At 62.4% G+C, this 25,099-nt stretch carries 24 protein-coding genes; 13 read left to right on the top strand and 11 right to left on the bottom strand.

Annotation, left to right across the window (positions count from 1 at the left end; all coding sequences use genetic code 11):
• Positions 1-66 precede the first annotated feature (66 nt).
• Positions 67-1,344 (top strand): NAD(P)/FAD-dependent oxidoreductase, encoded by a 1,278-nt coding sequence (locus tag RIF72_RS17310; RefSeq protein WP_309076070.1) that lies wholly within the window; start codon positions 67-69, stop codon positions 1,342-1,344.
• 63 nt (positions 1,345-1,407) lie between these two features.
• On the opposite strand, the gene RIF72_RS17305 is transcribed toward RIF72_RS17310, so the two are convergent.
• From RIF72_RS17305 to RIF72_RS17290, 4 genes are read right to left on the bottom strand one after another with little or no spacing between them, the layout of a single operon-like run.
• A complete protein-coding gene (locus RIF72_RS17305; RefSeq protein WP_309076069.1) occupies positions 1,408-2,826 on the bottom strand; it encodes an aspartate ammonia-lyase in 1,419 nt (472 codons plus the stop codon).
• A gap of 40 nt (positions 2,827-2,866) precedes the next feature.
• Positions 2,867-4,024 carry a M20 family metallopeptidase gene (locus tag RIF72_RS17300; RefSeq protein ID WP_309076068.1) on the bottom strand — a complete coding sequence of 386 codons (1,158 nt, stop codon included), beginning with the start codon at positions 4,022-4,024 and terminating at the stop codon, positions 2,867-2,869.
• Positions 4,014-4,685, bottom strand: coding sequence for a DUF1028 domain-containing protein (locus tag RIF72_RS17295; protein ID WP_309076067.1), 672 nt, complete (start codon positions 4,683-4,685; stop codon positions 4,014-4,016). The genes RIF72_RS17300 and RIF72_RS17295 overlap by 11 nt, the downstream gene beginning before the upstream one ends.
• Positions 4,682-5,113 (bottom strand): RidA family protein, encoded by a 432-nt coding sequence (locus RIF72_RS17290; RefSeq protein WP_309076066.1) that lies wholly within the window; start codon positions 5,111-5,113, stop codon positions 4,682-4,684. Before RIF72_RS17290 ends, RIF72_RS17295 begins: the two co-directional genes overlap by 4 nt.
• A gap of 131 nt (positions 5,114-5,244) precedes the next feature.
• Between RIF72_RS17290 and RIF72_RS17285 the strand changes: the two genes are divergently transcribed.
• Positions 5,245-6,159, top strand: a complete 915-nt coding sequence (locus RIF72_RS17285) for a LysR substrate-binding domain-containing protein (RefSeq protein WP_309076065.1) — start codon at positions 5,245-5,247, stop codon at positions 6,157-6,159.
• Here the strand turns inward: RIF72_RS17285 and RIF72_RS17280 are convergent.
• Together RIF72_RS17280 and RIF72_RS17275 are read right to left on the bottom strand one after the other, a co-directional pair.
• Positions 6,156-6,764: a TetR/AcrR family transcriptional regulator gene (locus tag RIF72_RS17280; protein WP_309076064.1), complete on the bottom strand. Its 609-nt coding sequence runs from the start codon at positions 6,762-6,764 to the stop codon at positions 6,156-6,158. The genes RIF72_RS17285 and RIF72_RS17280 overlap by 4 nt on opposite strands.
• A 105-nt stretch (positions 6,765-6,869) precedes the next feature.
• Positions 6,870-8,840, bottom strand: coding sequence for a primary-amine oxidase (locus RIF72_RS17275; RefSeq protein WP_309076063.1), 1,971 nt, complete (start codon positions 8,838-8,840; stop codon positions 6,870-6,872).
• Positions 8,841-8,958: 118 nt separating this feature from the next.
• On the opposite strand from RIF72_RS17275, the gene RIF72_RS17270 reads away from it, so the two are divergent.
• The 3 genes from RIF72_RS17270 to RIF72_RS17260 all read left to right on the top strand — a co-directional run bounded on the left by RIF72_RS17270 (position 8,959) and on the right by RIF72_RS17260 (position 12,668).
• Positions 8,959-9,426: a hypothetical protein gene (locus tag RIF72_RS17270; protein ID WP_309076062.1), complete on the top strand. Its 468-nt coding sequence runs from the start codon at positions 8,959-8,961 to the stop codon at positions 9,424-9,426.
• Between the two features lie 20 nt (positions 9,427-9,446).
• On the top strand, positions 9,447-10,943 hold the full coding sequence (locus RIF72_RS17265) for an aldehyde dehydrogenase family protein (RefSeq protein ID WP_309076061.1): 1,497 nt from the start codon (positions 9,447-9,449) through the stop codon (positions 10,941-10,943).
• 216 nt (positions 10,944-11,159) lie between these two features.
• Positions 11,160-12,668, top strand: a complete 1,509-nt coding sequence (locus RIF72_RS17260; RefSeq protein WP_309076060.1) for an APC family permease — start codon at positions 11,160-11,162, stop codon at positions 12,666-12,668.
• Here RIF72_RS17260 and RIF72_RS17255 read toward each other — a convergent pair.
• A complete protein-coding gene (locus RIF72_RS17255; RefSeq protein ID WP_375164247.1) occupies positions 12,665-14,032 on the bottom strand; it encodes an MFS transporter in 1,368 nt (455 codons plus the stop codon). The genes RIF72_RS17260 and RIF72_RS17255 overlap by 4 nt on opposite strands.
• Positions 14,033-14,241: 209 nt before the next feature.
• Entirely contained in the window at positions 14,242-15,075 is an 834-nt protein-coding gene (locus tag RIF72_RS17250) for an alpha/beta hydrolase (protein ID WP_309076059.1), read from the bottom strand.
• A gap of 96 nt (positions 15,076-15,171) precedes the next feature.
• On the opposite strand from RIF72_RS17250, the gene RIF72_RS17245 reads away from it, so the two are divergent.
• Genes RIF72_RS17245 through RIF72_RS17235 form a run of 3 tightly spaced genes read left to right on the top strand, consistent with a single transcriptional unit; the run spans position 15,172 to position 18,266 of the window.
• Positions 15,172-15,735, top strand: a complete 564-nt coding sequence (locus RIF72_RS17245; RefSeq protein WP_309076058.1) for a TetR/AcrR family transcriptional regulator — start codon at positions 15,172-15,174, stop codon at positions 15,733-15,735.
• Positions 15,736-15,777: 42 nt separating this feature from the next.
• Positions 15,778-17,079: a cation:proton antiporter gene (locus RIF72_RS17240; protein WP_309076057.1), complete on the top strand. Its 1,302-nt coding sequence runs from the start codon at positions 15,778-15,780 to the stop codon at positions 17,077-17,079.
• A 44-nt stretch (positions 17,080-17,123) separates the two neighbouring features.
• The gene (locus RIF72_RS17235) at positions 17,124-18,266 is read left to right on the top strand and encodes a phosphatase domain-containing protein (RefSeq protein WP_309076056.1); all 1,143 of its coding nucleotides are present in this window, start codon (positions 17,124-17,126) and stop codon (positions 18,264-18,266) included.
• On the opposite strand, the gene RIF72_RS17230 is transcribed toward RIF72_RS17235, so the two are convergent.
• The 3 genes from RIF72_RS17230 to RIF72_RS17220 form a co-directional block, all read right to left on the bottom strand.
• Positions 18,263-18,649, bottom strand: coding sequence for a nuclear transport factor 2 family protein (locus RIF72_RS17230; protein ID WP_309076055.1), 387 nt, complete (start codon positions 18,647-18,649; stop codon positions 18,263-18,265). The genes RIF72_RS17235 and RIF72_RS17230 overlap by 4 nt on opposite strands.
• Entirely contained in the window at positions 18,646-18,792 is a 147-nt protein-coding gene (locus RIF72_RS17225; RefSeq protein ID WP_309076054.1) for a hypothetical protein, read from the bottom strand. Before RIF72_RS17225 ends, RIF72_RS17230 begins: the two co-directional genes overlap by 4 nt.
• 131 nt (positions 18,793-18,923) lie before the next feature.
• Entirely contained in the window at positions 18,924-20,018 is a 1,095-nt protein-coding gene (locus RIF72_RS17220; RefSeq protein WP_309076053.1) for a LacI family DNA-binding transcriptional regulator, read from the bottom strand.
• A 180-nt stretch (positions 20,019-20,198) separates the two neighbouring features.
• Between RIF72_RS17220 and RIF72_RS17215 the strand changes: the two genes are divergently transcribed.
• The 5 genes from RIF72_RS17215 to RIF72_RS17195 are packed head-to-tail and all read left to right on the top strand — an operon-like array spanning position 20,199 to position 24,886.
• Complete coding sequence (locus RIF72_RS17215) at positions 20,199-21,065, top strand: ABC transporter substrate-binding protein (RefSeq protein WP_309076052.1); 867 nt, start codon at positions 20,199-20,201, stop codon at positions 21,063-21,065.
• Positions 21,066-21,096: 31 nt separating this feature from the next.
• Positions 21,097-21,885: an amino acid ABC transporter permease gene (locus RIF72_RS17210; protein WP_309076051.1), complete on the top strand. Its 789-nt coding sequence runs from the start codon at positions 21,097-21,099 to the stop codon at positions 21,883-21,885.
• The gene (locus RIF72_RS17205) at positions 21,882-22,673 is read left to right on the top strand and encodes an amino acid ABC transporter ATP-binding protein (RefSeq protein ID WP_309076050.1); all 792 of its coding nucleotides are present in this window, start codon (positions 21,882-21,884) and stop codon (positions 22,671-22,673) included. Before RIF72_RS17210 ends, RIF72_RS17205 begins: the two co-directional genes overlap by 4 nt.
• Positions 22,674-22,687: 14 nt before the next feature.
• The gene (locus RIF72_RS17200) at positions 22,688-23,734 is read left to right on the top strand and encodes a Gfo/Idh/MocA family oxidoreductase (protein ID WP_375164246.1); all 1,047 of its coding nucleotides are present in this window, start codon (positions 22,688-22,690) and stop codon (positions 23,732-23,734) included.
• Positions 23,735-23,773: 39 nt separating this feature from the next.
• Complete coding sequence (locus RIF72_RS17195) at positions 23,774-24,886, top strand: FAD-binding oxidoreductase (protein ID WP_309076048.1); 1,113 nt, start codon at positions 23,774-23,776, stop codon at positions 24,884-24,886.
• Positions 24,887-25,099 lie beyond the last annotated feature (213 nt).

The following is a 25,099-nucleotide window of genomic DNA, read 5'->3' as shown; positions in this document are numbered from 1 at the left end:
TTTGGGCACGTGAGAATGAATTAACCGTCACAGAAAAGGGCGACCTTTCGCCATATAGGAGATCACATGTCAAGCCAAGAGGTTGAGGTCCTCGTCGTAGGGGCAGGCCAGGCCGGGGTAGCGATGAGCGAGCACCTAAGCGAGCGGGGAATTCCCCATATCGTTCTTGAACGCCACCGCATTGCTGAGCGGTGGCGTTCAATGAGGTGGGATTCCCTGGTTGCCAATGGGCCTGCCTGGCACGATCGTTTCCCGGGCCTGGAATTCACCGACATCGAGCCCGGCTCGTTCCCATCCAAGGAGCAGGTAGCCGACTACTTCGTGGCGTACGCCGGGAAGATCGGCGCGCCCATCCGCTGCGGCGTGGAAGTAAAGTCCGTGCGCAGGAACGCCGGAGCGCCAGGCTTCCACGTACAAACATCCGATGGGGAGTACAACGCACGCTACGTAGTAGCCGCCACAGGGCCGTTCCAGCGGCCGGTAATCCCCGCCGTCGTTCCCGAAACCGCCGGACTCATGCAGATGCACTCAAGCTCGTACCGCAACCCCGGCCAACTGCCCCAAGGTGCCGTACTGGTGGTGGGCGCCGGTTCCTCCGGCGTCCAGATCGCCGCGGAAATCCAGCGTTCAGGCCGGCAGGTGTACCTTTCCGTTGGCCCCCACGACCGGCCCCCGCGGAACTACCGTGGCCGGGACTTCTGCTGGTGGCTGGGTGTGCTGGGCAAGTGGGACGCCTCCACCCCGGCACTGGGCGCCGAACACGTGACCATCGCGGTCAGCGGGGCAGAAGGCGGCCACACCGTGGATTTCCGGGCGCTCGCCGAGAACGGAATCAAGCTCGTGGGGCGGACCCTGGAGATCCAGGACGGCACAATGCGCTTCGCGGACGACCTCCGCACCAACATCGCGAACGGTGACGCACACTACCTGGAGTTGCTGGACGAAGCCGACGCGTACGTTGAACGTAACGGCCTGGATCTTCCTGAGGAGCCCGAGGCCCGTTTCCTCAGGCCGGACCCGGAGAGCCTCACCAACCCCATCCATGAGCTGGACCTCGCCGCGGCTGGAGTCACCTCCATCGTGTGGGCAACAGGCTTCGCAGTGGACTACGGCTGGCTTCAAGTGGACGCTTTCGATGACAAAGGAAAGCCGTTGCAGCAACGCGGTGTCTCCACCGAGCCCGGCGTCTACTTCCTGGGCCTGCCATGGCAGTCCCGCCGTGGATCCAGCTTCATCTGGGGCGTCTGGCACGACGCCAAGTACGTGGCCGACCAGATCACCATCCAACGGAGCTACCTGACCCACAACGAGCAGAATGCCCTGGTGGCGAGCGGAGCCGTCTGACGCCAGAGCCGCAAAAGGGGACCACGCCAAGCAGGCGTGGTCCCCTTTCTGCTCTGGTTGGCTTTAGCCGAGCCCCGCAAGCGACCTGGCCGAAAGAGCCGCCTCCATTTTCTGAGGGTCAAGCAGTCCGCGTTCAATCACTAGTTCAGCAATGCCTCGATGGCTAGCGAGGGCCTCCTTGGCCAGTTCTGCAGCGGCGGCGTATCCGATCAAGGGTGCCAATCCGGTGACGACGCTGATGGACTCCACCATCCGTTGCTGCAGCAGCTGCGTGTTCGCAGTGATGCCGTCCACGCAGTGTGTCCGGAGTTGGCGGCAGGCCACAGTAAGCCAGGCGATCGACTCAAGCAAAGCGTCAGCAATGACAGGCTCGAAGGCATTGAGCTGGAGCTGCCCTGCCTCCACGGCCATGGTCACGGTGGCATCCGCGCCAATCACCCGGAAGGCAACCTGGTTGACCATTTCCGGGATGACCGGGTTGACCTTCCCGGGCATGATGGAGGACCCGGCCTGCACTGCGGGCAGGAGTATCTCTCCAAACCCCGTCTGCGGACCGGAGGAGAGCAAACGGAGGTCATTGCAGATCTTGGAGAGCTTCACCGCTGCCCTCTTCAGGACGCCGGAGACGAGCATGAAGACGCCTGTATCGCTGGTTGCCTCCACGAGGTTGGTCGCGGAGCTGAGCTGCAATCCCGTGATGGAACTGAGCTCGCTGATCACCGCTTCCCGGTAGCCGGGGGAGGCAGTGATGCCGGTCCCGATGGCGGTGGCTCCAAGGTTTGATTCCCGCAGGTGGGGAAGGAGTTCAAGGAGCCGTTGGCCATCCTCACGGAGGGTGTCGGCGAATGCCCCGAACTCCTGCCCCATGGACATGGGCACAGCGTCCTGCAGTTGGGTGCGGCCCACTTTGATGATTCCGGCGAACTCCGCGGCCTTCGCGTCAAATGCTTGGATGAGCCTGGAGTGCTCCGCACAGAATTTTGTTATTTCCCGCTGCAGTGCAATTTTGATGGCCGTCGGATAGACGTCGTTGGTGGACTGGCTGCGGTTCACATCATCAATGGGATGAAGCGCAGAGTAGTCTCCCTTGCCGTGACCCATCAGCTCCAGGGCACGGTTGGCAATCACCTCGTTGGCGTTCATGTTGGTGCTGGTCCCGGCACCGCCTTGGATGGTGTCCACCACGAACTGGTCATCCAAGAGACCATCCATGACCTCCAAGGAAGCCTTCTGGATGGCTGCGGATTTGTCCGGATGAAGGAGGCCCAGGCTTTCGTTTGCCCGTGCCGCTGAGTATTTCACGGCACCCAGGCTCCAGATGAGGGAACGCAGGGTGCCGATGGTTCGTCCGCTGACGGGGAAGTTGTCTACGGCCCGGTGCGTGCTGATGCCCCAGTAGGAAGCCTCGGGAACGTCTGCGTCCCCGAGGCTGTCGTGCTCTCGTCGTACTCCCGGGCAGGGAGAAGATTCTTGTTGTGTCATGGTCCTTTTCCTGGAAATGCTCCCGACACCGGACTCCTGGCTACGTTGCCAGGTAGTCCAGTGCCGTGAGCGCCAAGGCGGCTGCGCCGTCGTGAATGGCAAGGTTGGCTGCGTCACCGACGCAATGCGCGGCGAACTCGGGTTGGTGGTTGGCCGCCGGGAAACAGCCAAGTCCTATATAGGGGTGGATTGCCGGAACCACTTGGGAAACATTCCCCATGTCCGTGGAAGCCCGGTTCATGGTGGCTTGCTCAGGCGGGGCGTTGAAGTCGCGGCCAAGAGCCTTCGCATGCTTCACGTACAGCTCCAGTGCCCGCTCGTCCGTGCGGAACTCCGAGTACGGTTCCGATTCCGGAGTCACCGACAACTCGCAGCCGGATGCCACAGCCCCGGCTTCGAAACACCGCTGGACGCGCTCTTCCAGTTCACCCAACCGGGCAAGTGATTCAGCACGGACGTACCAGCGGCCCTCTGTCTTTTCAGGGATCGCGTTGGGTGCTTCGCCGCCGCGTGTTTGAATGCCATGGACCCTGGTACCGGGAGGCAGCTGTTGGCGGAGGAGGCCCAAAGCCACCTGGGCAATAATGAAGGCGTCGTTGGCATTGACGCCTTGATCGGGATACGCAGCTGCGTGGGCTGATTTGCCCCTATATTCCACATGGTTGTGGGCCACCGCGTAGGGGCGGGCCTCGGCGGAGTCGACGGGGCTGGGATGTGCCATCATGGCCAGGTTCAGGCCACGGAAGGCACCCTTTTTGAGCAGCTCGATCTTTCCGCCGCCGCCTTCTTCTGCCGGGGTTCCGTAGAGTTCCACGGTCAGATCGTGTTCGGCTGCGAACTGTGCCAAGGCCACGGCGGCACCGCACGAGACGGCCGTGATGATGTTGTGGCCGCATGCGTGGCCGAGGCCTGGAAGGGCGTCGTACTCGGCCATGAGTCCAACGCGGCGGGAGCCTGTTCCGAAAACAGCGCGGATGGCGGTGGGGAAGCCCAGGTACTCCCTTTCCACCTCGAAGCCGTGCAGGGATAGGTACTCCGCGGTCCAGTCGGCGGCACGATGTTCCTGCCAGCCGAGCTCAGGGTTGGCGTGCAGGGTTTCCGAGAGTCGGATCAGGTGGGGCTGCTGTGCGGTGACGGAATCCAGCACCCGTTGGCGCTGAACCGCCGGATTGGTGGTGGTTGCCGGTTCAGCGCTCATCGCCGGCCACCCCATAACTCACGGAAGCGGCGGGGTCCAAGCCGCGAACTACGTAGTCCTCCCGCTGCGGCAGCCAGACGTGCAGGAGCTCCTCCAGTTGCTCGATCGGGTGGTCATGCCAGTCCACACGCAGGTCCGTATCCCTCCAGCCGTGTCCGGACACCACCGAAATGCCGGCCGACCGCACGGGTCCGGCTTCGCCACCGGCTGCTTCGGCCGCACGAAGGGAAGCCATCAGCCGCACTTCAAGTTCCCCGGCTGTAGCTTCAAAGGCGTCGCAGAGGGCCTGGGCAACACCCGGATGAGCGAGCATGTTGCCGGCAGCCACACTGTTTGCACCCCGGCCCTCGCCAACCACGCCAAGGGTATGTTCACCACTGAACACTGCGGATCCGCCGCTTGCGTCCAGGACCACCAGCTGGCGATATTCCACGGCAGTTGATTCCTGCACGACGGCGTCAATCGCCTCTTGCGCGGAATAGCCCGCCTGCAGGCGGTCGAGTAACGCTGTTCCCAGCCGGGGATCGGTGATGTTCTGGGAGCTAACGGCGCCGATTCCGTCGCGCAGGTGCGCGCACCGGGCGGCAACAGCGGGTGAGGACGAGGAGACCGCTATGCCGAACCTGCCGCTGCCGTCTGTGGCCGCGATGCTGAATGTCATGACCGCCCCTCCGAGGTACCCGCGGAGAGCACGGCAGTGGCGTCAATTTCCACGAGCCACTCCGGACGGGCCAAGGCCTGGACCACAATGCCCGTAGAGACGGGGAAAACGCCTTTGAGCCAGCGGCCCATGGTGCGGTAGACGGTTTCGCGGTAACGGGGATCGATGAGGTAGACGGTGACTTTGACGATGTCTTCAAGGCTGCTGCCCGCCTCCTTGAGCAACATGTCGATGTTGGCCATGGCCTTCTCCGTTTGGGCTTCGACGTCGCCAATGCCCACGGACTCGCGCGTCTCAAGGTCCTGTCCGATTTGGCCCCGGAGGTAAACCACGCCATTGGCCACCACGGCCTGGCACAGATCGTTGTCCAGGTTCTGCTCGGGATAGGTCTCTTTCGTGTTGAACGTACGGATACGGTGGTGCTTCATGTCGCGGCTTGCCTTTCAGTTCTTGGACGCGTGCTCGTCTTCTTCAGCTTCCTGTGGTGCTCTAAATCTGTCCAACAGTTCTTTTAGAACGATTGCATCGACTTTTCCGATGAATGGAGTAGCCTCTTCTCATGGATGTGACACTCACGCAGTTGCGCTACTTCGTGGAAGCGGCAGCCCAGCTGTCCATGACAGGGGCAGCCGTTCGGCTCAACGTGGCCCAATCGGCAGTCTCAGCGGCCATCGCTCAGCTGGAGCGGCACGTTGGAACACAGTTCTTCATCAGGCAGCGCTCAAAAGGCCTGGTGCTCACACCGGCAGGCGAGCTGTTCGTCAGGGACGCCCAAGCCATCCTGGCTCAGGTTGAGGAAAGCATTGACCACGCACGGGGTGAACACCAAAGCGTCTCCGGTCGGATCCGTGTTGCCTGCTTCAGCACGCTGGCGCCCTTCCTGCTGCCCGGTGTCCTGACGAAATTGCGGGAAGACCACACCGCCCTCGAAGCGGAAGTCATCGAAACCGATACTTCGGGCTGCATCGCCGCGTTGCTCAGTGGCCAAGCGGATTTGGCGCTGTGCTACGACCTCGACCTTCCCGAAGCGATAGCCAGTTCGGTGGTGGATACCGTCAGGCCCTATGTGGCACTTCCACCAGACCATAAGCTGGCCGGGTCAAAGACAGTTCAGCTGTCCGCATTGAGCGATGAACCCTTCGTGCTGCTGGACTTGCCGCACACCCGCGACCTCATGCTCTCCATCGCCAGGCTCGGTGGCCGGGAACCCGACGTCAGGTTCCGTTCGGCCAGCTATGAAACAGTGCGTACTTTCGTGGCCCGGGGCCTCGGCTATTCAATCCTGCACCAGCGGCCGCAACACCAGTTGACGTACGACGGCGGCCAGCTCGCCGCCGTCGAAATCCGCGACGAGGTGCCGGAATTGAAGACAGTTCTGGCCCACCTCAGGTCTCACCGCCCCACGGCCAGGGTGCGGGCGGTAGCGCAGGCGGTGCGGCACCAAATAGTTGCTGCGCGCTCGGTCCGAAGCTAGGCGGGCTGTTTCCGGACAGCCAAGCGCGCAAGGGCACGCTCCACCAGGTGCCGCTGCCGGGAACCAGTAACGGCATCCGGATCCAGCATGGAGGTCACGTGCAGGCCCATCATGAGGTTCAGCAGCTCATCGGCCACCGCATCCGGGTCCGCCAAAGGTTCGCATGCGCCGTCGTGCTCTGCTTGGGCAAGGAAACCCATCACCAGCCCGCGCCAGTGCAACAGGGCCTCCCTGCCGACGGAGCGCAGCGCGTCCTCCGTCTGCGCGCGCTGCCAGAACGAAACCGCAACCCGGGCTTCCACCACTGTGAGGGGGTCGGCCGGGATGATTTCCAGGCACAACCTCCGAAGGGCCGGAAGCCCGCGGCGGCCGGCGGTACCAGCCGCGATGCGTTCGTTGGTTCGCTCGCAGATCAACTCGTAGGACGCCAGCAGCAGGGCGTCCTTATTGGGGAAATAGTGGGCCAGCACCCCCGGTGCCGCGTAGCCGCACTCCCGGGCGATATCCCGCATGCTGGCGTTCTCGATGCCCTGCTCAGCAATCAGCCGCCACGTGGTCTCGATGATGGAACGGCGACGTTCCTCGTGATCAACCAAGCGAGGCATGCTGCTCCTTCAATTCGGGCGGGTGGCCATGGCGGGACCGTGAGCACCCTACCACTGCGGGAACGCCGGGGCGCCCTCCCGCAATGGTGGGCGCGGGTGAAACCGTCAGTGTCCGCAGCCGCCGCCGCTTTGATCGGCAGGAGCGCAATGCCCGGTGGCAGAGGAAGGCACGTTGAGCGTGGGGTTCTGATCGAAGAAACCGTGTGGCTTCAGCGTGAAGCCGGTGGTGTCAACGGGCATGATGGGCCAGTCCTCGGGGCGGGGGAAGTGGGTCAGGCCAAAGGAGTGCCACAGAACGAGGTCCTGGCCATCGATGTCCCGGTCCTGGGCCACGTAGCTGGGAAGCCCGGCACCTCCGGGGTGCTGGTTGACGAAGTCGCCGGCGGCGTAGAGCTCGTCCTCGGCGTGCTGCGTGACCCACAGGTGGTGTTTGGCGAAAGCGGCCCGCGAAGCGATGGAGGAATCATCGGCCATGGCCAACGTGGGATTGCCCTCCGGATAGAGGGTGTAGCCCACGGGGTGGCCAAGGTGGTTCAAGGAGTCGGGATTGCTGATGTGCCATACCCTTCCCGTGGTGCCATCGGCATCGCGGACTGCCTCCGACTCGCGGGACAGCACTGTGCGCTTCTGGGTGAAGGCGTTGCCGTGCGGGTTTCCCGGTCCCTTGGGAAGGCGCACCAGGTCCAGTTCCTCAACCCGGTTCGTGTCGCCGTCGATCATCATGTCCAGCCGGGCGCTGAAGAGGTGCTGGTGGTAGGGGGCGCCGAGGCCCGGAGCGATCTCCGAAGCGTAGGCGTAGTTCTTATTCGGTAGTGCTGCTGTGAACACAATGCCCGTGGCCTTCGCCTCAAACTCGATGGTGCCGTCCAGGTAGAGGTACCAGTAGAAGCCGTAATCGTAGTTCCCTACGGTAGTGAAGAAGGAGACCACCAGCCTGCGGTTGCGTCGAACCTCGTTGGAGCCGGCCCACTCGTCCGTGTGCTTCCACAGGATTCCCGCGTCTTCCTCGTGGATGCAGATGCCGTTGTCGATTACGCGGGGATTGCCGAAATCATCAGCCACCACCGGGGACATGTACGTGATGTCACCCAAGCAGTCGCAACCCAGCTTAAGCGAGTTGGCGTCGCGGCCCACCAGGTACTCGCCGGAATCAAAGTAGTTCTGCCAGCTCCTATAAGGGGAAGGATCGCCATACGGGACCACCATTTCGGAGATGGACGCGCGGTGGACCACTGGCCGACGCCGTCCCTGGTGCGAGTGGTGCAGCTGGTGGAGCACCAATCCTTCGCGGGCGTCGAAGCCTACGCGTAGATCCCAGCCTGCCCATGACAAGTGATTGCCCTCCAACGTGAAGCTGGGACCTTCTGGCTGGGTGATCTCTATCGGCTTCAAGTCCGTGCGGAGCTCGCCGTGAATTGTGGGGTCGGTGTAGTTGCCGTTGACCTCCGGGACCGGCACGGGGCCGTCGTCGATCAAGTGGTTGACTCGGCGGTTTTCCACATCCACGAAGGCCACCAACCCGTCAATCGGGTGGGCCCACGGGTGGTCCGCGGCGTGGTCCTGGCGGAATCCGAGGCCGCGAAGAAGTCGTTTGCCTTCCTCGTTCCCGTACTCGAAGACGCCTGCTGAGAGGGGAGCTACACGGACCTGCGCCGGGGTCAGTCCACGGCTGGCCAGTGCTGCGTTCCACTGTGGATCTACAGCCAGGATGTCCTCGATGATCCCGAATTCCTCCAGCAGGACCGGCAACTGGCCATCAATTGCGGGGTTCAATTCCCGCGTATCAAGGACGAGTCCGGTGGTCAGGGACAGTCTGACATCGAGGGAACGCGATTGTGCCGCGTCCCAAAGCATGGTCCGGACCAAGCGAGGGGAATCTGCGACATCTCCCTGAAAGGCGGCCTTGGGCGGTTCGATCAGGCCGAGGTAGGCGAAGCGGGTGGTCTCTGCGACGAGGCCGGCGTCTGCCAGAATCCGGCGGGCCTGATGGATCTCCTCTGCCGAGAGCTGCTCAAGCGGATGCTGCCCCAGCGGAGCCTGCGTCGTTGCGGCCAAGGGGGTGGTCTGAAGGGTCATGGCACTTCCTGAAGTCGTTTTTTGATGATACAACTGTTCAACCAACGCTTTGATGTTACCCACCTCACAGGCTGGCGTAAAGTCCTTGACCCAAACGTCGCCGGCGACCAGGAGAACCATGAACCAGCAATCCCGCCTCCCCAGGCGGCTCGGCAAAACCATGCCCATTCCTGCGGGCCTGGTGGGCGTTGCCGCTACGGGCAGTGCCATAGCCCACGTGACGGCGGCGGCAAGTAGTCCGGCAGGAGCCATGGCCTGGTGGATGGTGGCGATGGGTGCTGCGTGCTTGACCTGCGCGGCTCCCATGGCCTGTTCCCGCAATCGGTCCCGGCTCTACTCCCGGCAGGCGGTGCCGCGTGCCGCCGGCCATCTCTTGGCGATGAGCGCGGTGATGATCCTCATCCACCTGGTCCTGCTGTTGGGGCCTGGCAACGGGCACCACGATGACAACCGGGGCGCCTCCGTAGCTGGTCACCAAACAGCCATGCTCGACCTCATGGGCGTTGAACTCCTTTGCCTCTTGGCGGCTTCCGCAGCCCTCCGCATCGCCCGCATCTCAACACCACAACTGAATTCCCACCACTAAATCCCTCATCAGGAGTCACCATGAACACCACCTCAACCACACTGTCCTTGGACTGGCAGGGCCGCGCCGACGCCCTCGAGATCGATGGCAGGGCTTTCGTCAATGGGCGCCGAACAGCGTCAAGCGCGGAATTTACCCGACCCACGATCAGCCCGATTGATGGTCGCGTCCTCGCTGAGTTGGCTGCGTGCGGAACCGATGACGTAGACCGCGCGGTAGCAGCCGCCAGGCGCGCTTTTCCCGTGTGGGCCAGATCCGGGGCTGAGAAGCGAAAAGGGCTGTTGCAGGCGTTGGCTGCCTTGATGGAGCAACATTCTGATGAATTGGCGCTCTTGGAGACCCTGGACAGTGGAAAGCCAATCCTGCAGACCACCACTGTTGACGTGCCTGGCGCTATCTCCACGTTGCGCTGGTACGCGGAGGCTGCGGATAAGCAGAACGGTGAACTACCGGCAGTTCCGCCCGGGGCAACCGCCCTGGTGACCCGCGAACCCGTCGGTGTGGTGGCGGCAATCGTGCCCTGGAACTTCCCGCTGGAAATCGCGGTGTGGAAACTGGCTCCGGCGCTGGCCTCCGGGAACACCGTGGTGCTCAAGCCGGCTGAGCAGACCTCGTTGAGTGTGCTGCGCCTTGCCGAATTGGCCACGGAAGCGGGCCTTCCGGATGGCGTGCTGAACATCGTTACTGGCACAGGGCGGGAAGTAGGCGCGGCCTTGGCTCACCACATGGACGTTGATGCGCTGGCCTTCACGGGCTCCACTGCCGTCTCCCGCACCCTGTTGGAAGCCTCGGGTCGCAGTAACCTTAAGCGGCTTAGCCTCGAGGCGGGCGGCAAGAGTTCCAACATCATCTTTGCCGATACGGCAGACCTGCCTGAAGCGGCAGCCAAGGCGGCCTTCGGGGCCTTCTACAACCAAGGCCAGGTCTGCTCTGCGAACTCCCGGATCCTGGTGCAACGGGATATCCATGACGAGTTCGCAAAACTGCTGGCCGAGGCGGCGGCAGGCTACCGACCCGCGGACCCACTGGCCGGTGTGGAAGGGAACGGCGCCCTGATCAGCATCGCCCACACGAACGACGTCGAAGGCTGGATTCGGCGCGGCCGCGCCGAAGGTGAGGTGCTTTTCGGCGGTGAGCGGCGCGAGATCCGGGGATCAGATGCCTACTTGGAGCCCACCTTGTTGGGCGGCCTGGGCGCGGATCACGACGTCCACCGCGACGAGATTTTTGGACCCGTGGCTGTGCTGCACGCCTTCGACACGGAGGAGGAAGCGGTGCGTTTAGCCAATGCCACAGACTACGGGCTGGCTGCATCTGTGTGGACGTCAAACCTATCCCGCGGACATCGCGTAGCAGGGGAGCTCCTTGCTGGAACAGTCTCCGTCAATACCGTGGATGCTCTGGGAAACACCACACCCTTTGGCGGCTTCAAACAGTCCGGGTTCGGGCGGGACCTCTCCCTGCATGCTTTCGATAACTACACCGCTCCAAAGACCACCTGGATCCAGTTCGGCTGATCTGGTGCATCTGGAAATCCGCTGATATGCATCACCATTCAATGGTTTACGTGATGCAGTTCACAGGCCTACGCTGGGCTCACAATCGACAGAGCCGGGCAGGTCAAAGCAGACGAAAGCCCGTCCACCCCTCCCCATCGCACTCGTCGCTAAGACACCCTCCCTTCCCACCCTTCTTGCTCAGTAGCAAACTTAAGCAGTAGCAAAGGATCGATCATGGATCAGCCAGTAGCCTCAACGCGGCTCGCGCAAGAGCAAAGCAAGCATTTGCAAAAATCCCTGGGCCGCTTCGACATCCTGTTGTTGGTGGTCGCGGCCGTTATCTCAGTGGAGGTCTTGGGACAGGTATCCGGCTTTGGCGGGGAAACCTTCACTTGGACACTCATCCTGGCCGTCACGTTTATGGTCCCCTATGGACTGATCTTCGCCGAGACCGGCGGCGCCTTCACCGAAGAGGGCGGCGTCTACGTGTGGACAAAGATGGCGTTCGGCCGGGTGGTTGCAGCAATCACTTCCCTTTTCACCTGGGTGACGCAGCCCGTCTGGGTCGGTGGCGCCATGGCCTTCGTCGCAGTAGAAACCTGGTCCGAGTACGTGGGTCACGTGGACGCCGGCAGCCCGGCCGATTACATCTTCAAGCTGCTCTTCATTTGGATAACCGTTACCTCAGCGATTATCAGCTTGAAGCATGGTAAATGGCTGCCCTCACTGGGCGCCATCCTCAAGGTCGCCTTCCTGACCTTCTTCATCATTGTCACCATGGTTTACGGGCTGCAGCACGGTTTCAACGGTTTGGACCTGGGCTTCTTCTCGCCAACACTTGCCGGCTTCCTGGGCGTCACTCCACTCCTGCTGTTCTCGTTCCTTGGATTCGAGTCCGGAAACAGTGCCGCCGGGGAAATGAAGAACCCGGCCAAGGATGTTCCCATCTCTGTTGCCCGTTCCTCCATGATTGCCGCCGCAAGCTACCTGCTCCCGATCCTTGCCATCCTGCTGGTGGTGCCACTGGACCAGATCACCGGCATCGGCGGGCTGTTTGGAGCAGTAGCCACGGTCTACACCGTCTTTGGTCCTGCTGCTGAAATCATGCTGTCTATTTCGGCCGTAGTTTTCTGCTTCATCCTGGTCTCGCAAGGCGCGGCATGGATGATCATCAGCGACCGCATGCAGGCCATGGCCGCGGCAGACGGCTCTTTCTTCGGAGGCTTCTTCGGACGCTTCCACCCCAAGCTGGGCACGCCCATTCGCGTCAATACGCTCTCAGGTGTGGTGGCGACGCTGTTCATGCTGGCAGCCATGCAGCTCAGCGGCACCAGCAGCGCCCTGTTTGGAGTGGTCCTCTCCATCGCGATTTCGACGTTCCTGCTCAGCTACCTCTTTGCCATCCCGGCGGCTGTGAAGCTCCGGAGCAAGTATCCCCACGCCGACCGGCCCTTCAAGGTTCCTGTCTCCGACGCTGGTTTCCGCATCCTCGGTTACATCTGCTTCGCGTGGATCCTGATCGGGTCCTGGGTGGCAATCTTCCCGGGGACACTGGATGTGCTCTTCGGCTTGCCGTACGACTTCGAGGCAACGTGGGGCGTCTCGCAGTTCACCTTCGAGGCCTTCGCCCTCGGCACCCTTGCATGCATTCTGGCACTCGGACTCGTGGGTTATGCCCGGGGCAAGAAGGTGAGGGATGCGGTAGCGCCGAGGAGCGAGACGGCCGAGCTGGTCAACGACTAGCGCGCTTCCAGGTCCTCGAGCGTTTTGCCCTTGGTGTCCGAGGACAAAAGGGTTGCTACAGCTGAAACCAGGCAGATGCCCAGCGTGGTCAAGCCTATGACCATGGGGATGTTCGCGGACCCCGGGGGAGCGATCGCCGTGAACAGGCTCGGGAAGAAGGAAGCGATCATGAGCCCGATGTTCTGCGATACAGCGAAGCCGGTCACCCTCATCCGCATGGGGAACTGCTCCTGGAAGAACGTGGCAAAGGTGGCGTTCCACATCTGGAAGAGGATGCCCTGGACGATCACGACACAGACGAAGACCAGGAGCAGGCTGCGCTGTTCGATCGCCCACAGGTAACCCACAGTCAGCAGCCCGCCGGCAATACCGCCGGCCACCATCAGAGTTCGACGGCCAATCTTGTCTGACAAGGCGCCGAACAGCGGGATGGTCAGCACCGCGGCCACATTGGCAGCCAGGGTCACCCAGAGGAACTCACTGCTGGAGAAGCCGATGCCGTAGCCCTTTTGGGTGGCGAAGGAGACGCCGAAGATGAGGGTGGCCATGCCGATGACGTTGGTGAAGGTCATGATGATGCAGCGGAGCAAAACCCAAGGGTGGGTGCGCAGGAGGTCGACCAGCGGGAAGCGGCGCTTGGCGCTGGCGTCCTCGGAATGGGCCAGGTAGGCGGGAGGCTCCTCCACACGGCGACGGATAACGTAACCGGCCACAATCACCACGGCACTGAGCAGGAACGGCAAGCGCCAGCCCCATGAGTGGAACTGCTCTTCAGGGAGGAGGGCTGCGAGCGGAATCAGTACCGCGGTAGCAAGGATGGAGCCCACCTGCGTGCCCTGCAGGCTGAAGCTTGCGAAGAATCCGCGCTTGGCGTCGGGGGAGTGCTCCACGATCATGGCGCTGGCGCCACCGAGTTCACCTGCGACGGCGAATCCCTGGATCAGCCTCAGGATCACCAGGAGGACGGGAGCCAGAAGGCCCACCTGGCCGTACGTGGGCAGGAGACCGACGGCAAAAGTAGCGAAGCCCATGAGCAGCATCGCGAAAACCAGCACCTTCTTGCGCCCGTGTCGGTCACCGTAGGCGCCCAGAATCACGGCGCCGAGCGGGCGGGAAACGTAGCCAACGGCGTAGGTGGCCAGCGAGGCGATGATGCCCACGGTGGCATTCTCGGTGGGGAAGAAGATGGTGGGAAACAGAAGTGTCGCCGCCAGTGAGTACAGAGCGAAGTCGTAGTACTCCAGCGCGCTTCCGATCCAACCGCTCATTGCGGCCTTCTTCGGATCCTTTTGGCCAGTGGTTGGTTCGGGCCCGGTGGCGTGTTCGGGGGAGGTGCTGAGATCCCTCCGGTGCGTGACTGTCACGTCGCTGTACTCCTCTGGCGTCGTTGGCAAGGAACAAGAACTCTTCCCATCCAGGACTGAACAAAGTGGTCATTCAGCGTGAGGAAGGTTACATCTTGAATCGATTCATTAATCATAAGGGCGTGACGTGCGCTACGTCAACGCACGACGGCGGCAGGCCACCTTTGGTTCCAGGGGAACCAAGGCGACCTGCCGCCGTCGTTTATTTACTACTTGGCGAGGAAGCGCAGCAGGACCTCATTGATTTCGGCGCCGTGAGTCCAGAGCATGCCGTGGGGGGCGTCTTCGATCTCGACGTATTCGGCGGACGGGAGGCGCTTGGTGAACTCGCGGCCCGTGGAGTCGATGGGAAGGATGCGGTCGTCGGTGCCGTGGACGATCAGTGACGGGACGGTGACCTTCTCGATGTCGGAGCGGAAGTCCGTGAGCCATGAATCCACAACTGCGAACGATGCGTACCAGGATGAGCCTGCTGCGACGTTCCATGAATTCCGCAGCGCTTCTTCGCTGAGGCGGTTGCCTAGGAAGTTATCGGTGTTGAAGAAGTCATTGTAGAAGTTGGTGAACCAGGCGTAACGGTCTTCGATAGCGGCGTTGCGGATGCCGTCGAAGACTGACGAGGGGACGCCTGTTGGGTTGTCGTCCGTCTGGAGGAGGAAGGGTTCGAGGGATGCCAGGAACGCGGCCTTGGCGATGCGGGCTTCTCCGTAGGTGCCGATGTATCGTCCAACTTCGCCGGTGCCCATCGAGAAGCCGACCAGCACGACGTCTTGCAGGTCCAGGGTTTCAAGCACGGTGTTCAGGTCTGCTGCAAAGGTGTCGTAGTCGTAGCCGGTGGTCGGCTTGCTGGACTTGCCGAAGCCGCGGCGATCGTAGGTGATGACCCTGTATCCGGCGTTGAGGAGGGCGGCCGTCTGCTTTTCCCATGAGCCGCCGTCCAGTGGGTAGCCGTGGATCAGGACTACGGGCTGACCTGTTCCATGGTCTTCGTAGTAGAGCTCAATGTCCGTGGTGTTTTCGGTGCCGACCTTGATGAAGCCCATGATGTTGTCCCTTTTCTGTGAACGGAGAACGTACGTTCTCTTCCTGTGTTCTCCATCGTAGAGAACGTGCGTTCTCAATGCAAGTACAATGGGTGGATGCATATTTCCGAAGTTCGTGAACGCATCGTTGCCACTGCCGACGAGCTCTATAACGCGAAGGGAATCCAAGCCGTTGGCATGGACGAACTGAGGACGGCGGCAGGGGTCTCGCTGAAGAAGCTTTACGCGGAATTCCCCTCAAAGAGCAGCATCGTCATGGCCGTGCTTGAGCACAGGCATAAGTCCTGGACCGAAGGGCTCGACGCCACGGTGCAGCAGGCCGGGGCACCCCGGGAACGACTCCTTGCCATCTTCGACTACCTCGCCGGATGGTTTTGTCAGGATTCGTTCCGTGGGTGCGGTTTCATCAACAGCTTCGCTGAGCTCGGTGCCATCAGCCCGGACGTCGCCGAGTATGCACGGCAGCATAAGGAATCGTTCCAGGAATACGTTGCCCGTTTGGCCGGCGAGGCCGGCGCGCCAGGCTTCCTGGCGCCGCAACTCGCCATCCTTGCCGAAGGTGCCCAGACCACTGCGGCCATCGCAGGAACATCCGATGCCGCTGGGCAGGCGCGTCAAGCAGCTGAAGTACTGATCGACGCAGCCCTCACAGCCGACTAGGCTTCTGACACGCGTCCGGCGCGGCAGGAAGAAGACTATTTCGTGTTTGAAGTCCCCAGCATCTTGTTTCTCTCGGCAGGCTTCGCGGTGTTGGCCGCGGCAGTTCTGCCGAAGTTGTTGCGCAACATGCCGCTTTCCATGCCGATGGTCTTTTTGGGCAGCGGAATTCTGGCGTTCACCCTGCTTCCTGACTTACCGGACCCGGACCCCGTCCAGTACGGGGATTTCACGACGCACCTGACCGAAGTGTGCGTCATCATCTCGCTCATGGGTGCCGGTCTGGCGCTGGATAGGCCTCTAAGTTGGCGTGGGTGGTCCAGCACTTGGCGCCTCCTCGGCATTGTTATGCCCTTGTGCATCCTGGTGATGACGCTACTCGGCCTGTGGCTTTTGGGCCTGGGCCTGGCCGCCGCCATCCTCGTAGCGGCGGCGATCGCACCCACGGACCCTGTGCTGGCGTCCGAGGTCCAGGTGGGAAAACCTGCAGACACTGAAGAGGACGCGGACGAGGACGAGGTCCGCTTCGCTTTGACCTCCGAGGCAGGCTTGAACGACGGCCTTGCCTTCCCGTTTGTGTATCTGGCCATCCTTATCAGCTTGGTGGGGGCATCCCCTGAGGGGTGGCTGGGGGAATGGGTTTTCGTTGATGTTCTGTGGCGCATCGTTGTGGGGGTGCTTCTCGGTTTCGGCACCGGCAAACTCCTCAGCCTGATCTTTTTCGCCGCCAAAGGAAAGAGCTTCCGGTTATCGGAACACTCCGAGGGTTTCGTGGCACTCGCCGCCACATTCCTGGCTTATGGAGTGGCCGAATTTGTGGAAGGTTACGGTTTCATCGCTGTCTTCGTCTGTGCCGTGACTATACGTTCCGCTGAGCGCCACCACGCGTACCACCAAGTTCTCCACGGCTATGTAGAGCAGATCGAGCGCCTCATGACGGTGGTGATACTGGTGCTGCTTGGCGGCGCCATAGCCCGCGGACTTTTGGAAGGAATCGGTTGGCCGGAGCTGTTGGTAGCGTTCGCGTTCCTCTTGCTGGTCCGCCCCTTGGCTGGATGGTTCGGGTTGTTGGGCGGCAAGACGGGTCCCCGGGAACGCCTGGCCATTTCCTATTTCGGCATTCGCGGGATCGGCTCGCTCTATTACGTGGGATACGGATTGAGTCATGGAAACTTCGACGCCGAGGCGCGCGGGCTTTGGGCCCTGATCGGCTTGGTGGTTGCACTCTCCATCGTGGTGCACGGGGCCACAACAGCGCCCCTCATGAACAGGCTGGATCGGCTCCGGGCCGCGGAAGCACGTAAGCAGCACGGCGACGAAGGCAGGGCACCCACCACTGCTGTTTAGAAATGAAGCCCGTCCATGAAGTGCGGCCATGGAAGACTGGACACATGTCACCCCGTCCCATGAAACCGCGCCCCCATTCCGACGCCGCTGACAATGAAGGCCCCACGCCGTTGAGTAAAGGTCGCCGTCACCTCGCCATGAGGCTCGACGACGCATGGCTTGGTTTTCAGACACGTCTTGCGATCCGGCGTGGCCGGGTGGAGACCGTCATTCCTTACACCGGGTACGGCAGCACTTCCTGGGTCCGGGTCCTCGCGCGTGTGGTCCGTAGCGACCCTCGGGACGCTGCAGGTCACGCGAACCCGTTGCAGGAAAGCATGCGGGGCTGGCGCAACTTCACCAGTGCGCCCGTGGCCCACGCGAAGGTGCAGGTCACCATTGATGGCACCATCCACGACGTCGTCGCTGACCGCGGCGGAGTAGTCGACGCGCGAGTTCCGGTAGTTCTCGACGCCGGTTGGCACACCATCACGCTGCAATCCGGGGAGTCCGAAATCGTTGAGGCTCCGCTGGAGATCGTCGCGGACGATGCCGATTTCGGCGTAGTGTCCGACATCGACGACACCGTAATGGTCACCGCGTTGCCCCGTCCGTTCCTGGCAGCTTGGAATACCTTTGTCCTCAACGAGCACGCGAGGACCCCCACACCGGGTATGGCAGTGCTGTACGAACGGATCGCCAGGACTGCACCGACTGCTCCCGTGCTGTATCTGTCTACCGGAGCGTGGAATGTCGCACCAACGCTGTCCCGGTTCCTGTCCCGCAATCTGTATCCTGCCGGTCCCAAGCTCCTGACTGACTGGGGACCCACTCCTGATCGATGGTTCCGCAGCGGTCAGGAGCACAAGAGGACCTCATTGGAACGCCTCGCAGAGGAGTTTCCCAACATCAAGTGGCTGCTGGTGGGCGATGACGGGCAGCATGACGAGGCCATCTACTCCGAGTTCGCCCAGCGTCATCCCGCCAACGTCAGGGCCATCGCCATCCGCCAGCTGTCCGCGGGTGAAGCTGTCCTCGCGGGTGGGCGGTCAAAGTCGAGCGGGCAGCCTACACCCGGAGTCCCGTGGATCTATGCCCCGGACGGTGCTGGAATGTCTGCCCGGCTCGAGGAGTTGGGCATTATCCGGAATGAAGTTCGCTCCGCCGACGACCCCGAGGAAGGGGAAATCACCACAGATTCCGTCTAACGGACGCCTAACTCGTGCGGGTTGACTGCGGTGTAGTGGGTGAGTGCGCAAAGCCACCTGTCTCCGCGCTTGATGAAGATATCAGTAGTCCATTCGTCGGCATCGGACCGTAGGCCCCGGTAATGCGCCGTAGAGGTGATGCGGGATGTCAAGGCGGCCGAGTCCCCGAAGATACGGATTCTTGCTTCGCCCACCATGTCCATGCTTGAGTGCGTCAGGTCCCCGGAGGCGACCAAGTCGAGGAACTTCTTCCCAGGGGAGACGCCGGAATCCGAAACGATGACCCAATCGTCCGTCACAAAAGTGGCGATGAGGGCGGCATCGTTTTCCACGATGGCGCGTGCCCAGTCTTTTGCCGTGGCGAGTAGTTCCTGTTCCATCATCCTGCGTTCGGCACGTTGCGGGGCCGGTCCGGGGTGTACAGGCGCGGCTTACGGTCGGTGAGTGACTTGGTGCCGTACTTCCTCAGCAACCAAGCGGTGAGGAAGAGCGGCCAGGCCCAGCGGCCGCCGTCGGCAACCTTCATGACCCCATTGTCCTCCCGGGGCGCCCTGCGAAGAAGGGTAGTCTCCCGGCGAGAACGGGGGAAAGCGTCGAAACCACCCTGAAGCTACCAGCGATCCGGCAGCATTCCGACGATCTCGGCGCCGGTACCCCTTAGCCGCCCGCCTGGCTGAGCACCTCAGCGTCCTTGGGCGCCCCGACGGATCCCCGCTTTATCAAAGTCGCCACCAAGTCCGGGCCGGGCCCAGCGGCTTTCCTGCCCTCGATCTGCCTGATCAGTGCAGCAGCCGAAGCAATTCCCATGTCATAGACAGGCTGTGCGATGACGGTGAGCGGGGGAGTGGTGAGGCGGGTCCATGCGAAATCGTCGTACATAAGGAACGAGACGTCATCCGGGATGGAGCGCCCTGATTCCTGGATGGCTTCCACGACGCTCAGGGCGATCAGGCCGTCGGAGGCGATGATGGCTGTGGCGGCGTCCGGCCCGCTCAGCAGCTCCCGTGTGATCCGCATGATGGAGTCTGCATCGCCGGCATTGAGCCGGATGAGGTCCGTGGGATGCGGTAGGCCCGCATCGTCGAAAGCACGGCGGATCCCGTCCAAGCGGTCTGAGATCTGCGAAGAGTCCAACTCCATCCCTGCAACATAGGGGGCTTCGGTGCGGACGGTGGAGACGAAGGCGATCCGCCGGTGCCCGGCCTCGATCAAGTGCTTGGTGGATTCGTAGGAAATGCTTCCCATGTCCACCGCGAAGGTCTCAACGTCCACCCCTGCGGCGGCGCGATCCAGGAGGACCAAGGGGCGTCCGGACTCGCGGACCTGCTGCAGGTGCGAGGTTTCCACGGATGAAGCCGGAGCCACGATGAGCCCATCCACCCGCTTGTCCAAAAGCACGCGGACTGCATCCACTTCGGCAGCCCGTTCTTCATCCGTGTTGATGAGGATGACGTTGTAGCCGCTCTTCTTTGCGGTATCCGTGATGCCCCTCATGGCGAGCCCGAAGTGGGGGTTCTCGATGTCGCCTACCACTACGCCAATGGTGTTGGATTTGCCCGTGTTCATGCTGCGGGCAAGCTCATTAGGCCGGTAGTCAAGTTCCTCGGCCGCGGCGAGGACCCGCTCGCGGACGTCGTCGCTGACCGCGCCGTAGTTGCCTAACGCGCGGGCGGCTTGTGCCTTGGAAACTTTCGCGGCTTTGGCGACGTCGGCAACCGTTACGTCCCGCCGTCGGGATCCGTCAGTGCTCATGTTCACCTTTCAAGAGGGGTGTTGACGCGGCTTTGTGAGTTCCGCTACATTCTTATCAATCGATGTGAGTCCGGTCTCAATCCTAGAGGCTGAGACCGGACTCAACAAGACCCCGCATCGAGCAATAACTTTCAGCGGCTCCTGACAGCACCGCTTTCCCTCCCACGATTGGACAACGCTGTGATCAAACTGAACTTCCGCCCGGCAGCGCTCGCAGCAGCAGCCTTGGCGGCCATCCTCGCCCTCTCCGGCTGCGGCGGATCTTCCGCCAGCTCCTCGCCATCCGCAGAGAACCCCTACGGGCTGATTGAGCCCGGGACCATCCGTGTCGCCAGCCTTGGCGACTCCAAGCCCTACACCTTCACGGACAGCTCCGGTAACTTCACCGGCTTTGACGTGGAACTGTTCAAGGACGTGGCCCACCGCGCCGGCGTAGACAATGTTGTCTTCACCGGACAGGACTTCTCCGGCCTTCTGGCAGCTGTGGCCAACGGCCAGTTCGACGTCGGCGTGGCAGCTATCGGGATCACGGACAAGCGCAAGGAAACCGTGGACTTCTCCGACGGCTACCTCGCCGGATACCTGACGGTCATCACCACCAAGACCTCAGGCATCAACGACGCCGATGGCCTCAACGGCAAGCGCTTGGGCGTGGTCCAAGGCACCCTGCAGGAAGCCTACGCAGTCAAGAACTTCACCTCGGCGCAGCTGGTCCGCTTCCCGGACAACAACACCGCCATCTCCGCAGTCAACAGTGGTTCGGTGGACGCCCACTTCCTGGACTACGAGGCAGCCAAGGAATACCAGGAGCAGTTCGGCCTGGTGAGTGCCGCTGACATTCCGTCCTTCGATGCCCCCGCCGGCTTCGCCATCGCCAAGGACAAGCCCGCCTTCAAGGAAGCCTTGAACAAGGGCCTCGCCGAAGCAATGGAAGACGGCACCTGGAAGAAGCTCTACGAGAAGTGGTTCCCGGGTTCGCCGATGCCGGAGCAGTACCTTCCGAAAGCCGAGCAAACCTCCAGCCCGGCTCCGACCGCCAGCAAGTAAGCCCCAAACACCTAACGTCTGAGAGCACTCAATGGATTGGCTCAATACCATCAGCCGCACGTTCCTCGACTTTGACGCCATGGTCGAAGTCCTGCCCCAGCTCCTCGGAGTTGGCCTCCTCAACACCCTGATCATCTCCATCGCAGCAACCATCCTCGGCGTAGTGATGGGCATGGTGGTGGCGGTCATGGGCATCTCGCGCTCCAAGTGGCTGCGCATCCCGGCAAGGATCTACACGGACCTCTTCCGCGGCCTGCCCGCTATCCTCACCATCCTGCTGATCGGCCAGGGATTTGCGCGGTTGAGCCAGTCGGTCTTCGGGCCCTCTCCCTACCCGCTGGGAATCATCGCCCTGAGCCTCATCGCGAGTGCCTACATCGGTGAAATCTTCCGGGCAGGCATCCAGAGCGTTGATAAAGGCCAGGGGGAAGCCTGCCGGGCTTTGGGTATGAGCTACTCCAAGTCCATGGCCCTCGTGGTGGTGCCGCAAGGCATTCGCAGGGTTCTGCCAGCCCTGGTGAACCAGTTCATCGCAATCGTCAAAGACTCATCGCTGGTCTACTTCCTTGGACTTCTGGTCAGCGAGCGTGAACTGTTCCGGGTAGGGCAGGATGCAGCAGTATTGTCCGGCAACCTCTCACCGCTGGTCATGGCAGGCATCTTCTACCTGATCATCACGGTGCCCCTGACCCACTTGGTCAACTACTTCGATAACAAGTTCCGCACCGGCCGCCGTCGTCCCACGGCACCCACCAGTGGGCTGAAGGAAGTCAAGGAACTCGATGCGGCCTCGCCGCTCATCACCGGGAGCAACACGTGAACCTCACAAGCAGCAGCAGCGCCACCAGCACCAACCAGCCAAGCCAGGATATCGAGAAGTTCCACGGCTCCAGCCTGGAGCTGCAAAACCTGACCATGGCCTACGGAGACGTTGAAGTACTCCGCAACGTCAGCCTCAACGTGGCACCGGGAACCACCACCTGCATCATTGGCCCCTCCGGTTCAGGAAAGTCCACGCTCTTGCGGGGCGTAAACCGCCTGCACGAACCCAAGAGCGGCGACGTGCTGCTGGCCGGCGAAAGCGCCCTCAAGGTCAAACCGGACATCCTCCGTGCACGCATTGGTATGGTTTTCCAGCACTTCAACCTCTTCCCGGATCACACCGCCTTGGAAAACGTGGCCCTGGCCCTGTGGAGTGTCAAGGGAATGTCCAAGTCCGAGGCCCGCGAACGCGCCCAGCGCCGCCTCGCCGAAGTCGGCCTCGCCGAACGGGCTGATCACCGGCCGCGCGACCTCTCCGGCGGGCAGCAGCAACGCGTCGCCATCGCCCGGGCACTGGCTATGGAGCCTGAGGTCATGCTGTTCGACGAAGCCACCAGTGCACTTGACCCCGAGCTGGTCAAGGGCGTCCTCAACCTCATGGCAGGTCTCGGCCGCCGCGGCATGACCATGCTGGTTGTCACCCACGAGATGGGTTTTGCCCGCAAAGTGGCCGATCAAGTGGTGTTCATGGACGAAGGCGAAGTAGTGGAAATCGGAACCCCCACCGAGCTCTTCGACAACCCGCGCAGCGAACGCCTGCAGCGCTTCCTTTCGGAAGTCCTGTGATGGGCGGGAATCCCGTGACGCGCCGGCCAACAGCGGCACCCATCCGGACCGCCGTCGTCGGGTTTGGCGTCTCAGGCAAGGTGTTCCACGCGCCGCTGATCGAAGCGGACCCGGACTACTCCCTTGACGTCATTGTCACAGCAGATCCACAGCGCATGGCCGAAGCCCGGCGGCTCTACCCGCGGGCAAGGATTGTCCCCACTTCAGAGGACATGTTCGCCCTGGCCAGCGACCTGGACCTGGTGGTCCTGGGAACACCGCCGCTCACGCACCTCGACCTCGGTGCAACGGCCATCGCCCACGGACTCAACGTCGTGGTGGACAAGCCTTTCGTCACCACCGTCGCCCACGGCGAGGAGCTTGCCGAGCGGGCTTCCGACGCCGGGGTGCAGCTCACGGTCTTCCAGAACCGCCGGTGGGACGCCGACTTCCTGACGCTGCGGAGGCTACTGCGGGACGGAGCCTTAGGCGAGGTGCGCACGTTTGAGTCGCGCTTTGAATGGTGGTGTCCGGAAGGCTTCGGGAACTGGCGCGATTCGGCCACGTTGGCTGAGGGTGGTGGCATCCTCCACGACCTCGGTGCGCACCTGATCGACCAAGCCGTCCAGTTGTTCGGCCCTGTGGAGGAGAGCTACGGCGAGACCGCCAACCACGGCCCTCACTCGGATGCCGCCGACACCGAAGCTTTCGTATCGCTGCGCCACGAATCCGGCGTCCGGACACGGCTGTGGATGAACGGAATGGCCGCTCAGGTGGGCCCGCGCTTCCACGTCCTCGGCTCTAAAGCCGGATACACCAAGTGGGGACTGGACAGCCAGGAACCTGCCCTCGCGGCCGGCATCACGCCGTCGGACGCCACCTATGGCATAGAACCCCAGGAGTCTTGGGGGCTTCTGGGAGTGGACGGTTCAGCTACGCCAGTGCCAGCAGAGAAGGGCGACTATCCACAGTTTTACAGGGAGCTGGCAGCCTCGCTCCGTGGGGGCGGGACTCTTCCAGTGCAGCCGACAGAAGCGCTGGAAACCCTCAGGATCATCGAAAACATCCACGCGTACGCATAGGCGCGTTGAGCAGTATTTACCTCAAAGAAAGGGAGAACCATGTCCTCCACCAAGCATGTCGCCGTCATCGGGGGCGGCATCCTGGGCGTCTCCACCGCCGTCCACCTGCTCCGCCAAGGCGCCTCCGTCACCCTGCTGACCGAACAGGGCCTGGCCAGTGAAGCCACCGGCCGTTCACTCTCGTGGCTCAATTCGGCGGGTGAACGCTCCACGCCGTATCACCAGCTGCGGGTAGCCGGCGTTGACCGCTACCGCACGCTCTTTGCAGCGGACCCCAGCCGTGAATGGCTGCAGTTTGGGGGCGGACTCATGTGGAATGCGACCGGGCAGAGCGGGGTCACCGAAGCCCGCCACGCTTACGAGAAGTCCATTGGCTACGATTCCAAGCTGCTGGCCCCTGAGGAGATCGCCTCTGTGACGCCCGGCATCGATGCCAGCGCCGTACCCGAGAACGCCATCTTTAACCCCGGCGAAGGGTGGGTCAGCCTGCCGGACCTGGTGAACTTCCTGATGGAGGAATTCCACGCCTTGGGTGGTCAGCTGGTCCTTAACGCCGGCAAGGCCTCGGTGATGGTCGACGGCGGCCGGGCCGCCGGCGTCGAAACTGCGGGCGGTGAAACGTACCCCGCTGACGCCGTGCTGGTTGCCTGCGGTGCCGCGACGCCCGCCGTCGTGAAGCCGCTGGGCGTGGAGATCCCCAACGGTTCGCCGGTTTCCATGCTGGTGGTTACCAAGCCGGTGGAGCACCAGGTCACCGCAGTGATGAATACACCCCGGGCTGCTGTTCGTCCCAACCCCGGCAACACTTTCGCCCTGGATCACGACTGGTACGAGGAACACATCACCGAGCACGCCGACGGTACCTTCACGATCCCGGATGACGTCGTCCAGGAGCTGGCCGACGAATCCTCCAAGCTCATCGCGGGCAATCCCGAACTCAAACCGGCATCCTGGAAGATCGGCTACAAGCCCATCCCAGGCGACGGCGAACCGGTCTTCGGGGAACTCGGCCAAGTGCCGGGCTGCTTCGTAGCCTTCACGCACTCCGGTGCCACGCTGGGCCTCATCGCTGGTGAGCTGCTGTCCGGCGAGATCCTGAGCGGCGAAAAGCACCCCATGCTGACTACGTTCCGTCCGGGGCGTTTCTCCTAGATCACTTCTTGCCGTAAGTCGCTTTAGAGGCCAATGGCCCCGATACGCCATCTGCTCAAGCGTATCGGGGCCATTGGAGTTTTCACCGGGCCTGATCGGGCTGGGGGAAAGGAAACCGATCAGGCCCGGCGGGGCTGTTGTGGTGCTGTGTTTATTTGGTGGTTTCGGTGCGTTGGGTGCCGGTGAAGGCGAAGGCGATGGTGGAGGTGGCGC

Origin of the sequence: Paenarthrobacter sp. (genome assembly GCF_031180005.1) — a bacterium.
Lineage (GTDB): Bacteria > Actinomycetota > Actinomycetes > Actinomycetales > Micrococcaceae > Arthrobacter.
The sequence above is the reverse complement of the archived record's forward strand: the minus strand, read 5'-3'. Positions and strand labels throughout refer to the sequence as shown.